Origin of the sequence: Catellatospora sp. NPDC049133, assembly GCF_040648455.1 — a bacterium.
GTDB lineage: Bacteria > Actinomycetota > Actinomycetes > Mycobacteriales > Micromonosporaceae > Catellatospora > Catellatospora aurea.
The window spans coordinates 124,686-137,258 of record NZ_JBEZDT010000012.1 but is presented as its reverse complement, the minus strand read 5'-3'; the positions used below and the strand labels follow the sequence as shown (position 1 = coordinate 137,258).

Below are 12,573 nucleotides of genomic sequence, written 5' to 3'. Positions count from 1 at the left end.
TGGCGCGCAGGCGCTCTGGGTAAGCTACTCGATCCGGACAAGAGCGCGCCAACCCGGTTGCGGCGACGGGTGCCGATCCGGGCTAGAGTCGGCGTCACCGGCCGTACCAGGGGAGGAGCCGCCGTGGCACAACGCTCCGATCGCGACGCCAACTCGGCGCTGCGGGAACGCTTCGCACAGGTGCACGACCAGTACACCCGGCTGCGCAACGGCATGGGCGACCTGCAGACCAAGCTCAAGGCCTACCGGGCGACCGAGAAGTCCCGCGACGGCCTGATCAAGGTGTCGGTCGACGCCCGCGGCCGGCTGATCAAGCTGGAGCTGGAGCCCGCCGCGCTGCGCTCCTACAGTGCCTCGAGCCTCGCCGAGGAGATCACGAAGACGATCGCGCGGGCGTCCGACGCCGCGGGCGCGGGCGTGTCGCAGCTGATGGCCGAGGTGATGCCGGCGGAATCGGGCGCGATGTCGTTCCTGCGTACCAATGACATGAACGACCTGCTCAAGCGGCACGACGACATCATGGACTACCGCCCGGAGCCGCGCGATGGGTGACGAGATCCCGATCCGCCCGATGGCCTGGCCCAGCGGTGACGGCACGCATCTCGACCTCGACCTGGCCCGCGACGCCGGCAGCCGGATGACGGCGGCCGGCAAGGACGTGACGGCGCTGCGCAACGGCCCCGGCGCGAGCATCGACTCGGCCGGGCAGGCCAAGCCCTGGGGCACCGACGACGTCGGCAACGCCCTGGACAAGGGCTACTCCGAGATCGCGCCGAACATCCTCGCGCTGTGGCGGCAGGTCGGCACGGCCATGGAGTCGATGGGCGCCAACATAACCCAGGCCGCCACCGTCACCACCGACACCGACGTGGCCGTGTCCAAACGCACCGACCAGGCCGCCAACCACCACCCCGACATCCCGGTCTGACCCAGACCTCCGGCCTCTCGAAGATCGCCGTTTCCGGTCAGGATCTGCGGTACGACCGCAGGTGGTGACCGGAAACAGCGATCATGTGCCAGGCCGACGCCGGGCCGGGGGCGGCGGGCCCGGTCAGCCCGCCAGGGCGGACGGGCCGAGCAGCGCCTTGAGGTCGGCCATGAGCGCGGGCACCGGAGCGACCCGCATCGGGCCGAGCCGGTAGGTCGACGACTTCGATCCGTTGGTGAGGCGCACGTGCACCTCGGCCTTGCCGGGGTGGGTCGACAGCACCTCGCGCAGGCGCTCGACCAGCGGCGGGGTGCACCGGTTGGCGGGCAGCGCGACCACCACCGGCCGGGCGTTGTCGTCGGTGACGGTGGTGTCCGGGATGGACATGTCCATCGCCATCAGCTTGGCCTGGTCGTCGCGGCGGTCCGCGCGGCCCTTGACCACGACGATGGCGTCCTCGGCGATGTACTGCCCGACCAGGTCGTAGGTGTTCGGGAAGAACAGCACCTCGACCGCGCCGTCCAGGTCCTCCAGGGTCGCCGAGGCCCAGGCCTTGCCCTGCTTGGTGATGCGCCGCTGCACCCCGGAGAGGATGCCGGCCAGGGTGACGATCTGCCCGTCGGCGACGCCGCCCTCCTCGTTCAGCGCCGCGATCGACATGTCGGCGGCCTTGCTCAGCACGTGCTGCAAGCCGAACAGCGGGTGGTCGGAGACGTACAGGCCGAGCATCTCGCGCTCGAAGACGAGCAGGTCGGTCTTGTCCCACTCGCCCGGCGGGATGGGCGGCGTGACGATCATGCCCGCGCCCGACGAGTCGGTGTCGGCGAACGCCGAGCCGAACAGGTCGAACTGGCCGATGGCCTCGTTCTTCTTGACGCTCATGAACGAGTCGATGGCGTCGGCGTGCACCGACAGCAGGCCCTTGCGCGGGTGCTCCATCGAATCGAACGCGCCAGCCTTGATCAGCGACTCCACGGTGCGCTTGTTGCAGGCGACCGCGTCGACCTTGCGCAGGAAGTCGTAGAAGTCGGTGAACGCGCCCTGCTCCTTGCGGGCGCGCACGATCGCCTCGACGACGTTGCCGCCGACGTTGCGCACCGCGCCCAGACCGAAGCGGATCTCGTCGCCGACCGGGGTGAACCGGGCGGTGGAGGCGTTGACGTCCGGCGGCAGCACCTTGATGCCCATGCGGCGGCACTCGGCCAGGTAGACCGCGGACTTGTCCTTGTCGTCGCCGACGGAGGTGAGCAGCGCCGCCATGTACTCGGCCGGGTAGTTGGCCTTGAGGTAGGCGGTCCAGAAGGAGACGAGCCCGTAGCCGGCGGTGTGCGCCTTGTTGAAGGCGTAGTCGGAGAACGGGACCAGGATGTCCCACAGCGTCTTGATCGCCGCGTCGGAGTAGCCGTTCTCCTTCATGCCTCCGGAGAAGGGCACGTACTCCTTGTCGAGGATCTCCTTCTTCTTCTTGCCCATCGCGCGGCGCAGCAGGTCGGCCTGGCCGAGCGTGTAGCCCGCCAGCTTCTGCGCGATGGCCATGACCTGCTCCTGATACACGATCAGGCCGTAGGTGTCGCCGAGGATCTGCTCCAGCGGCTCGGCCAGCTCGGGGTGGATCGGCACCACCGGCTTGCGGCCGTTCTTGCGGTCGGCGTAGTCGTTGTGCGCGTTCGCGCCCATCGGGCCGGGGCGGTAGAGCGCCAGCACGGCGGAGATGTCCTCGAAGCCGTCCGGGATCATCGAGCGCAGCAGCGCGCGCATCGGGCCGCCGTCGAGCTGGAACACGCCCAGCGTGTCGCCGCGGGCCAGCAACTCGTAGGTGGGCTTGTCCTCCAGCGGCAGCTCTTCGAGCACCACGTCGATGCCGCGGTTGGACTTGATGCCCTCCAGGCAGTCGTCCATCACGGTGAGGTTGCGCAGGCCGAGGAAGTCCATCTTGAGCAGGCCGATGGACTCGCAGGCGCCCATGTCCCACTGGGTGATGATGGCGCCGTCCTGCTCGCGCTTCTGGATCGGCAGCACGTCCATCAGCGGCTCGCCGGACAGGATCACGCCCGCCGCGTGCACGCCCCACTGGCGCTTGAGGCCCTCGATGCCCTTGGCGGTGTCGACGACCTTCTTGGTGTCGGGGTCGGTGTCGTACAGCGCCCGGAACTCCACCGCCTCCGGGTAGCGCGGGTGGTTGCTGTCGAAGATGCCCGACAGCGGGATGTCCTTGCCCATCACCGCGGGCGGCATCGCCTTGGTGATCTTGTCGCCGACCGCGAACGGGTAGCCGAGCACCCGGGCCGCGTCCTTGATCGCGGCCTTGGCCTTGATGGTGCCGTACGTGATGATCTGCGCGACCCGCTCCTCGCCCCAGCGCTGGGTCGCGTAGCGGATCATGTCACCGCGCCGCCGCTCGTCGAAGTCCATGTCGATATCGGGCATGGAGACGCGGTCGGGGTTCAGGAAGCGCTCGAACAGCAGGCCGTGCGACATCGGGTCGAGTTCGGTGATGCGCAGCGCGTACGCGATCAGCGCGCCGGCCGCCGAACCACGCCCCGGCCCCACCCGGATGCCCTCCTTGCGCGCGTACTCGCACAGGTCGGCGGTGACCAGGAAGTAGCCCGGGAAGCCCATCTTGCAGATGACGTCGAGCTCGTAGTCGGCCTGGCGCAGCCGGTCCTCGGGGACCCCGTTCGGGAACCGGTCGCGCAGCCCCCGGTGCACCTCGGCGCGCAGCCACGACTCCTCGGTGTAGCCCTCCGGCACCGGGAACGACGGCATCAGGTTGCGGTGCGCGAACACCTCCTTGTAGTCGCCGATCCGCTCGGCGATCTCCAGGGTGTTGTCACACGCGCCCGGCACCAGGTCGTCCCACTGGCGGCGCATCTCCTCGGCCGACTTGAGGTAGAAGTCGCGGGCGTCGAACTTGAAGCGCTTCGGGTCGGCCATCGTCGAGCCGGACTGCACGCACAGCAGCACCTCGTGCGCGTCGGCGTCCTGGGCGTACGTGTAGTGCAGGTCGTTGGTCACCAGCGGCTTGAGGTTCATGTGCTTGCGCAGCCGGTCCAGCCCCTCCCGGGCCGCCTTCTCGATGCTGATGCCGTGGTCCATCAGCTCCAGGTAGAAGTTCTCCTTGCCGAAGATGTCCTGGAACTCGCCCGCCGCTGCCACGGCCTTGTCGAAGTCGCCGATGCGCAGCCAGGTCTGGATCTCACCCGAGGGGCAGCCGGTCGTCGCGATGACGCCCTTGCCGTACGCGTGCAGCAGCTCCCGGTCGGCCCGGGGCTTGTAGAAGAAACCCTCCAGGCTCGCCCTGGACTGCATCCGGAACAGGTTGCGCAGGCCGTCGGCGTCCGCCGCCAGCATCGTCATGTGGGTGTACGCGCCACCGCCGGAGACGTCGTTCTCCCCGCCGTCGGCCCAGCGCACCCGCGAGCGCTCCTGCCGGGGCGTGTTCGGGGTGACGTAGGACTCGACGCCGATGATCGGCTTGATGCCCGCGGCCGTGGCCTGCTTGTAGAAGTCGTACGCCCCGAACATGTTGCCGTGGTCGGTCATCGCCAGGGCAGGCATCTGGAGGCGGTTGGCCTCCTTGAAGAGCTCCTTCAACCGGGCCGCGCCGTCGAGCATCGAATACTCCGTGTGCACGTGAAGATGCACAAAAGAGTCGCCCACGGCGCACCCACCCCCAGCTAGTCGACGGTACGCCTCAGCCTAGTCCTGCGCTCCGACGCGTTCCACCCGCCGCTCGGCGGGTGCCGGGCGTCACCGGGCGAACGGTTCCAGCATCGCCGACGCCGCGTTCAGCCACGCCCGCTTCGTGGTCTGCTGGAGCGCGCCGTACTCGATCGACGAGCCCGTCTCCAGGGCCGGATCGAAGGGCACCACGACCACCGCACGGGTGCGCGTGGCGAAGTGCTTGCGCAGGTCCTCCAGCAGCGGCGAGGTGCCCGGGGTGGCGCAGGACAGCAGCGTCACCGCGTTCTCCGCGAGCTTGCCCAGCCCGATCTCGTGCAGCAGGTCGATCATCCAGTCGGCGGTGAACGCGGCGTCCTCGCGCGGCACCGTCGTGATGACGAGCTGGTCCGCGGCGCGGATCACGGTCTGCCAGTTGGCGCTCTCCACGTTGTTGCCGGTGTCCACGCAGACGACATCGTGGGTGCGGCACAGCAGCTCCAGCACCCGGCGCACGGTGTGCTGGTCCAGGCGCTGGGCGAAGCGCGGGTTCTCCTCGCCGGCCAGCACGTCGTACGACCCGTCGGAGGCGTGGCGCAGGTAGTCGTCCAGCCGGTCCTTCAGCTCGCCGATCGGCGCGTTCTCGATCTCCAGCAGGTCCGCCAGCAGGTGCCGGATGGTGCGCGCGTGCCGCGCGCTGCCGGCCCGCAGGCCGAGCGTGCCGCGCAGCTCGTTGTCGTCCCAGGCCAGCACGCCGCGCCCGCGCACACTGCCGATGGTGGCCGCGGCCAGCACGGTGGCGGTGGTCTTGTGCACCCCGCCCTTGGGGTTGGCGAACGCCAGCACCTTCGGCCCGCCCAGCTCGCGGCGCAGCACCGAGACGGCGTGCTCGACGTCGTCGGCGCGGGCCGCGGGACGCCACTCGATCCGCCCGGCCGGCGCGCCGTATGCGGGCCCGCTCGGCGCGGCGGTGGCCGGTCCGGCCGGTGCCGGTTCGACGGGCGCCGGGTCGCGCGGCGGCGCGGCGCGGGCCCGGTCGAGCAGCACCCGCCAGCGTGAGGTCGCCTCGGCGGGCGTCAGCTCGCCGGGTCGGCCCCAAGCCGTGGGGCCGTCGCCCCGCTGGCCGTTGCGCTCCACGGTGTGCGCCCTCCCCGCCCTGCCATAGTGATCAATGATCAACGCGGTGCAAGGCTACGCACCCCGACACCAGCTTGACCACCCTATGTGTTCAGGCACCCGCACCTCCAGACCCTGTCGGCCGATTGCCGCCGAGAAGAGGTGAAGAGCACTTGCGAACCGGGTCTCCCCGTGCTCAACGACGCCACTCGATGCAGGGTGCGGACACCCGCGGGGGACCTCACCGGTCGGCCTCCCCCGCGTCGGAGGCCGCCGCCGACGGGGCGTGCGCCGGGGACGCCGGCACCGTGCCGTCCTCGGACGGGCTGGTCTCGGCCACCGGAGACGCGTGCGGCGACGCCGGGGTGGAGGTGCTGGGCTCGCTCGGCTCCGCGCCGGGACGCTCGCTCGGCTCGGTGCTCGGCGAGGCACTGGGCGACGCGCTCGGTGAGGCCGCGGGTGTGGCCGAGGCGGCCGGGTCGAGCTGGCCGACCTGCTCCGGCAGCGGGGGCAGGAAGACCGCCCGGTCCAGCCGCCGCACCTCGGGCGCGGGGTCCACCGCGCGTACCTCGGGCCGGGACGCGATCTGGTCCAGCGCCGCCGGGGTGGCCCGCACCACCGCCGCGTAAACGCAGGTGCAGCCCGTGCGGTAGGCCTCGGCCTCGGCCTCGGCGACCGCGGAGCCGCCCAGGTAGGTGCCGCGCAGGCGCTCCTCCTCCGCGTCCGCGGTGGTCAGCTTGCCGGCCAGGCCCCGGAAGTCCGCCGCGTCGGCGTCCTTGCGCCGGGCGACCTGCTTCATGCCGGCCACCACGTCTTCAGGGATCTTGAAGGCGGGGATGCGTACCGACGCGGTCTGCGTCTTCGCCAGCGGCACGCGGGCGTAGACCTCGACCACCGACACGCCGCCGAGCACCGGCGTGAGCCGTTCGGGGGCAAGGTACGCCTTGAGGCTGACCAGGGCGTACGTCTCGATCGGAGTGGCCGAGGGGCGCTTGAGCAGCCCGGCCAGCTCGGAGCGGGCCTGCCGGGCGTACAGCGGCACCGACTGCCCCTGCACGACGCCCACCTGCACGGTCTCGCCGAGCGTGCTCTCCGGGGTGGCCGTGGTGCCGCGGTGCGCGGTCCACACCACAGCCAACAGCACTCCGGTGACCCCGACCAGCGCCGCCGCGGTGAGCAGCCGCAACCGCAGCCGTCCGCGCGCGATGCGGACGAAGCCGCCCGCGAGCCGTGGCACTATCACCTGATCCAGATGCCGCAGGAACCTTTGCGGGCGCATCCGGCGTTCCCTTCATCCGGCCTCGCGCGGGGGCGCGAGCGCGTGTCAACCAGCCTCGCGCAGCAGCGCGAGCGCCTGCGCGAGATCTGGCGGGTACTCGCTGACGAACCGGACGTCTTGTCCGGTGCCGGGGTGGATGAAACTCAGCTCACGCGCGTGCAGCCACTGCCGGTGCAGGCCGAGGCGGGCGGAGAGCGTGGGGTCGGCGCCGTAGGTGGTGTCGCCTACGCAGGGGTGCCGCAGAGCGGAGAAGTGCACCCGGATCTGATGGGTGCGCCCGGTCTCCAGTCTGATGTCGACGAGGCTGGCGGAGGGGAAGGCCTCCAGCGTGTCGTAGTGCGTGATGCTGGGCTTGCCGCCCGACATCACGGCGAACTTCCAGTCGTGCGTGGGGTGCCGGTCGATGGGGGCGTCGACCGTGCCCCGTAGCGGGTCGAGGTGGCCCTGCACCACGGCGTGGTAGCGCTTGTCCACCTCACGGTGCTTGAAGGCCCACTTCAGCGCGCTGTACGCGGACTCGCTCTTGGCGACGACCATGAGGCCGGTGGTGCCCACGTCGAGCCGGTGCACCACGCCCTGCCGCTCGGCCGCGCCGCTGGTGGCGACGGTCTGACCCATCGCGGCCAGGCCGCCGATCACGGTCGGGCCGGTCCAGCCGGGGCTGGGGTGGGCCGCGACGCCGACGGGCTTGTCCACCACGACGATGTCGTCGTCGCTGTGGATGATCCGCAGGCCGTCGACCCGCTCGGCGACCACGGCGGGGGCCGTGGGCGGGGCGGGCAGGGTCACCTCCAGCCAGCTGCCGCCGGTGACCTTGTCGGACTTGCCGCGGGGCACCCCGTCGACGGTGGCGTCACCGGATTCGACCAGCGTGGCCGCCGCGGTGCGCGACAGCCCGAACAGCCGGGACACCGCCTGGTCCAGCCGCATCCCGTCCAGCCCGTCCGGGACCGGCAGGGAGCGGGTCTCGCCCCTGGTCACCATGCCTGGGACCCGCGCTCGGAGCCGACGGCGGCCGACGGGGCGTCGCCAGGCGCGGGCTCGTCGTCGGTGTCGGTGTTCTTCTCGGACGTGATGCGGCTGCCGTCACGCTGGCGGCCCTGCAGCTCCAGCAGGATCGCCAGGCTCACGCCACCGACCAGCGCCATGTCCGCGACGTTGAAGATCGGGAAGGCCCGGCCGTGCGCGTCGAACACGCTGATGAAGTCGACCACGTGCCCGTGGAACGGGGCCGGGGCCCGGAAGATGCGGTCGACCAGGTTGCCGAACACGCCGCCGAAGATCATGCCGAGCGCGATCGCCCAGGGCAGCGACCGCAGCCGCCGCGCCATGAAGCCGAGCGCGCCGAGCACGACCACCGCGATGATCGGGAAGATGTAGGTGTGGTCTTCCAGGAGACTGAACGCCGCCCCGCTGTTGCGGGTCAGCGACATGTAGACCGCGCCGCCGAGCAGCCTGATCGGCTCGTGCGGGTCCAGCTTCGTCGCCCACTCCTTGGTGACCAGGTCCAGCACGATCGCGAACCCGGCCATGCCCACGAGGATCGACAACGCGGTGCCGCGGCCGATCTGACGTGGGGAGTGCTCCGGTTCCCGTTCGCTTTCCTGGTCCACCGACACACTCCCCAAGTCACGGCGCGGGCGCGCCCTTCGTACGATCATGCCGGGTCGGCCCGGCCGGCCGGCAACCGGGCCCTAGCGGCGCTCTTCCAGCTGCTTGCAGGTCACGCACAGGGTGGCCGACGGGAACGCGGCCAGCCGCTCCACCGGGATGGGGTTGCCGCACTTCTCGCACCACCCGTAGCTGCCCTCGTCGAGGCGCTCCAGTGCGCGCTCCACCTGGGTGATCCGCTCCAGGATGTTGTTCGCGAGGGTGATCTCCTGCTCGCGCTCGAACGTCTTGGTGCCGGTGTCGGCCTGGTCGTCGCCGGCCGAGTCGGTGAGCCGGTCGCGCTGCAGCTCCGCGATCTCGACGAGCGTGTGGTCGTACTCCTCCTGCAGCTCGTCGCGGCGCGCGGTGAGCGCCAGGCGGATCTTCTCGGTCTCCGCGGCGCTGCGATCACCCTTCTTCACCGTGGTCGCCTTGGCGGCCGTACGGCTGGCGGTCTTGGACTCGGCAGGTTTGACCATGGTCGCTCCCTCGGCCGCGGACGTGGCGGCGCTCGGCGTTGCCTGGGCAGGGGGATTCTCTTCCGTCCCGGCGGCACGCCGCCGGGTGGTCGGGGTGGCGCTCGCCGACTTCTTGGCGTCGGCGGCCGCCGCGGCGGGCTTGGCCGCCGTCTTCCGCTCGGGCGCGGCCGGGCCGGCCGCGCGCTTGCGGGCAGTGGTGTCTGAGGTAGCCGTCACCGTCTCCCCCTTAGCCGTGGCCGCCCCCGCGGCCACTGTCTTCACGGAGCGTTTCGGCGCCGCGGTGGTCTTCGCGACGGCCTTCTTCGCCGCCGCTCCGGTCTTGCTCCCGCCTGCCCTCTCGGCCATGGCGTCCCCCAGATGCAAAACGGGCGCGCGGCTCACGCCGCGCACTCCAATAGGCTGGCAAGAATACGGAACGTATGGACGGTCCACAAACATGCCACGCACTGCCTGCCGAATTCCTGTCAGTACCCCGGAATCATCCGAAGTATCCGCAGGAAAGGCACGGATCATCGCGGTCATGCCGGACATTGCCGCGTGACCGTCCCTTTCTGGTGAATTTGGCAAAAGGGACAATATCACCTAGTCCCCGTGTTCCCTGCCGTCCTCTCCGAACCAGTGGGCCAGCCGGCCGCGCCGACTCACCGCCCGCAGCCGACGTTCGGCTTCGTCGCGTACCGATTCGGTGGCGACAATAAGCAGACTGTCACCCATTCGCAACCGTGTGTCGCGGTCGGGCACGAACCCGGCACCGTCGCGCAGCACCAGCGTCACCGACGCGCCCACCGGCAGCCGCAACTCGTCGAGATGCACCCCGGCCAGGCCCGACCCGGGCGGCACCTCGATCTGCAGCAGCTCGGCGTGCATCCGGTCCAGCGGGGCGGTCTCCACCCGCAGCTCGGTCGCCTCCCCCGGCGCGGTCACCCCCAGCCGGACCGCCACCGCGGGCAGGGTGCCCGCCTGCACCATGGTGAACACCACCACCAGCACGAACACGATGTTGAACAGCGCCTCGGCGCCCGGCACCCCCTGCGCCAGCGGGATGGTCGCCAGCACGATCGGCACCGCGCCGCGCAGCCCCGCCCAGGACAGGAACAACTGCTCCCGCCAGCCCACCCCGAACGGCGTCGCGCTGGCCAGCACGGACATCGGGCGGGCGACGAAGGTCAGCACCACCCCGGCCAGCACCGCGGGCACCAGCATCTGGACCAGGCCCGGCGGCGACACCAGCAGGCCGAGCAGGACGAACAGGCCGATCTGGGACAGCCACGCCAGACCGTCCGCGAAGCCGAGGATCGCCTGGCGGTGCGGCAGGCGGGAGTTGCCGAGGACCACCCCGGCGGCGTAGACGGCCAGGAAGCCCGAGGCGTGCACGACCGCCCCGCCGGCGTACGCCAGCACGGTCAGGCCGACCGCGGCCAGCGGGTACAGGCCGGCGGCGGGCAGCGCGGCCCGGCGCATCAGCTCCCGGCCCACCACCCCGACCAGCAGGCCGATCACCGCGCCGACCGCCAACTCGTACGCGATGAACAGCGCCTCCTGCCACCACGGCCCGATGCCCGCCGGGCTCGACAGCAGGATCACCAGCAGCACCACGGGGGCGTCGTTCATGCCCGACTCCGCCTCCAGCGTGGCGACCAGCCGGGGGCGCAGCCGCAGCCGGCGCAGCGTCGAGAACACGGCAGCGGCATCGGTGGACGACAGCACCGCGCCGATCAGGGCCGCCGTACGCCAGTCCCAGCCGAGCAGGAAGTGGCCGACCACGGTGACCATCACCACGCTCACCAGCACGCCCAGCGTGGCCAGCGTGGCGGCCAGCCCCAGCACCGGTCGCAGCGTGGTCCAGCGGGCGGTGAGGCCCCCCTCCGCGATGATCAGCACCAGGGCGCAGGTGCCCAGCAGCCGCACCAGTTCGGCGTCGTCGAAGCGCAGGCCGAACACCGACCCCAGCACCACGCCGATGGCCAGGTAGACGAGCAGACTGGGCACGCCCAGGCGGGTGGACCAGCGCACGGCGGCCACCGCGACGAGCAGCACCGCGGCCCCGATCAGCAGGGCCATGTCGAGGTGCGCGATCACCGAGCCGCCTCGCGCAGCGCGGCCAGGCGGTCCGCCAGGTCGGCGGGCGGCGTCTCGATCAGGAAGAGCTTGTCGCGGCTCGCCAGGCCGGTGCGCAGCGACACCGTGGCCGCGGGCAGGCCGAGCGCCTCGGCCAGGGCCCGGCGGGCCGCCTCGGTCGCCCGGCCGTCGACCGCAGGGGCCTGCACCGCCACGACCAGGGCGGTGCCGTGCGGGCCAGGGTAGGTGCCACCTACCCTGGTCCGGCCCGCGCCCGGCTTGACCCGGACCGCGACGACCGCGGATTCCGTCACCGACGAGGACCGATCACGCGCCTTGACATCTCCCCCAGCTGCAGCCGAGGGATTCTTCCCTCGCGGGTTGAGCTTTCTGCTTCACAGCCCGTTGCCGACCTGGGTTTCCAGCGAGGGACGGCATGCCGCCCATCGGTCTTACACAAGCTCCACAGACCTGACTTCCCGCCAGCCCGGCGGTAGGCCCGGCCGACTTGGTTATCGTCGACCGGGCCTGAATATCGTACATAATCCCGAAGCGAAGGCGAGGATCCGCTCCCGGTCAAACCCGGCGCGCGTCGGCCAGCAGCGCGCTGTCCGGCTCGCAGAGGCCGCAGGGGCTGAAGCCCAGGTCGACGGCCTCGGACACCGGCAGCGGCTCGTACGGCCGTCCCAGCAGGTGCACGCACCCGGCCACGTGGTAGCGCGGCCGGCCGTCGATCACGAGCACGTCCGCCGACATCCGGGCGATCCGCGCCGCGTCGGCCGGCGACACGCGCTGAGCCACCGGCTCGTCCGGCGGGTCCTCGTCGTCGAAATCGTCGGCCCGCCCGCCCGCGCCCTGCGCCGGCAGCACGACCTCGGTCTGCTGGTATCCGGCGGACATCGGTTCGGTGTCGGTGCGGCCGAGCACCGGCTGGCGCACCGGCTCGTCGTCCCAGTCGTCCCGTTCGGGAACCCGGGGCGGCACCACAGCCCGGCCGCCGGCACGCCGGCCGACCGGTTCGTCATCCTCGTCACCGTCGAACTGCTCGTCCTCGTCATCGTCGAGGAGCCCGGCCGCGGCACGCGCGGCGGCAGCCTGGCGTGCGCCCACCACGAGGGCGACCGCGGCCAGCAGGCTGGTGCCGATCGAACCGACGAGCAACCCGCTCGATCCGTCCGTCAGCCCCAGCACGAGCAGCACAACGGCAACGAGGATGAGCAGCAGACTTGCGACTATCACAGCTCACCCCCGCCGCGTCGGCGATCCAGGTCTCGGCTGGTCCGGGACACGCTCCTGGGCATCACCCGGGGGGAAGCGCTCACGAACCCGCCGTCTCGCTACCGGCGCGGGAGGGTCCCGCACCGGCGAACCCGGGGCGCCGAGCCGTTTCACGGCTCGGAGGC

The 12,573-nt window shown here is 71.4% G+C and carries 10 protein-coding genes and 1 pseudogene; 2 read left to right on the top strand and 9 right to left on the bottom strand.

The features are described 5' to 3' along the window. Positions 1-123 precede the first annotated feature (123 nt). Both AB0B35_RS16190 and AB0B35_RS16185 read left to right on the top strand, forming a co-directional pair. The gene (locus AB0B35_RS16190) at positions 124-552 is read left to right on the top strand and encodes a YbaB/EbfC family nucleoid-associated protein (RefSeq protein WP_361045719.1); all 429 of its coding nucleotides are present in this window, start codon (positions 124-126) and stop codon (positions 550-552) included. After that, positions 545-928 carry a hypothetical protein gene (locus AB0B35_RS16185; RefSeq protein ID WP_361045717.1) on the top strand — a complete coding sequence of 128 codons (384 nt, stop codon included), beginning with the start codon at positions 545-547 and terminating at the stop codon, positions 926-928. The genes AB0B35_RS16190 and AB0B35_RS16185 overlap by 8 nt, the downstream gene beginning before the upstream one ends. Positions 929-1,051: 123 nt before the next feature. On the opposite strand, the gene dnaE is transcribed toward AB0B35_RS16185, so the two are convergent. From dnaE to AB0B35_RS16140, 9 genes and pseudogenes are all read right to left on the bottom strand, one after another. Next, on the bottom strand, positions 1,052-4,588 hold the full coding sequence (gene dnaE, locus AB0B35_RS16180; RefSeq protein ID WP_361045715.1) for a DNA polymerase III subunit alpha: 3,537 nt from the start codon (positions 4,586-4,588) through the stop codon (positions 1,052-1,054). Positions 4,589-4,678: 90 nt separating this feature from the next. Continuing rightward, positions 4,679-5,647, bottom strand: a pseudogene (locus AB0B35_RS16175) (AAA family ATPase); the annotation flags it as partial. A gap of 298 nt (positions 5,648-5,945) precedes the next feature. Continuing rightward, positions 5,946-6,983 (bottom strand): hypothetical protein, encoded by a 1,038-nt coding sequence (locus AB0B35_RS16170; RefSeq protein ID WP_361045713.1) that lies wholly within the window; start codon positions 6,981-6,983, stop codon positions 5,946-5,948. Positions 6,984-7,028: 45 nt separating this feature from the next. Further along, on the bottom strand, positions 7,029-7,967 hold the full coding sequence (locus tag AB0B35_RS16165; RefSeq protein WP_361045711.1) for an RluA family pseudouridine synthase: 939 nt from the start codon (positions 7,965-7,967) through the stop codon (positions 7,029-7,031). Beyond that, positions 7,961-8,644, bottom strand: coding sequence for a signal peptidase II (gene lspA, locus AB0B35_RS16160; RefSeq protein ID WP_361045709.1), 684 nt, complete (start codon positions 8,642-8,644; stop codon positions 7,961-7,963). Before lspA ends, AB0B35_RS16165 begins: the two co-directional genes overlap by 7 nt. 33 nt (positions 8,645-8,677) lie before the next feature. Then, on the bottom strand, positions 8,678-9,112 hold the full coding sequence (locus AB0B35_RS16155; RefSeq protein ID WP_203688058.1) for a TraR/DksA family transcriptional regulator: 435 nt from the start codon (positions 9,110-9,112) through the stop codon (positions 8,678-8,680). A gap of 582 nt (positions 9,113-9,694) precedes the next feature. Beyond that, complete coding sequence (locus tag AB0B35_RS16150; RefSeq protein WP_361045707.1) at positions 9,695-11,191, bottom strand: potassium/proton antiporter; 1,497 nt, start codon at positions 11,189-11,191, stop codon at positions 9,695-9,697. Then, positions 11,188-11,484: a DUF167 domain-containing protein gene (locus AB0B35_RS16145; RefSeq protein ID WP_361045705.1), complete on the bottom strand. Its 297-nt coding sequence runs from the start codon at positions 11,482-11,484 to the stop codon at positions 11,188-11,190. The genes AB0B35_RS16150 and AB0B35_RS16145 overlap by 4 nt, the downstream gene beginning before the upstream one ends. Positions 11,485-11,746: 262 nt before the next feature. Further along, positions 11,747-12,409, bottom strand: a complete 663-nt coding sequence (locus tag AB0B35_RS16140) for a hypothetical protein (protein ID WP_361045703.1) — start codon at positions 12,407-12,409, stop codon at positions 11,747-11,749. Between the last annotated feature and the right edge of the window lie 164 nt (positions 12,410-12,573).

Bases quoted from the DNA above. Each gene is read 5' to 3' on its own strand.
- AB0B35_RS16165 (WP_361045711.1), bottom strand. From the start codon at position 7,967: ATGGTGACCAGGGGCGAGACCCGCTCCCTGCCGGTCCCGGACGGGCTG.
- AB0B35_RS16155 (WP_203688058.1), bottom strand. From the start codon at position 9,112: ATGGTCAAACCTGCCGAGTCCAAGACCGCCAGCCGTACGGCCGCCAAG.
- AB0B35_RS16185 (WP_361045717.1), top strand. From the start codon at position 545: ATGGGTGACGAGATCCCGATCCGCCCGATGGCCTGGCCCAGCGGTGAC.
- lspA (WP_361045709.1), bottom strand. From the start codon at position 8,644: ATGATCGTACGAAGGGCGCGCCCGCGCCGTGACTTGGGGAGTGTGTCG.
- AB0B35_RS16170 (WP_361045713.1), bottom strand. From the start codon at position 6,983: ATGCGCCCGCAAAGGTTCCTGCGGCATCTGGATCAGGTGATAGTGCCA.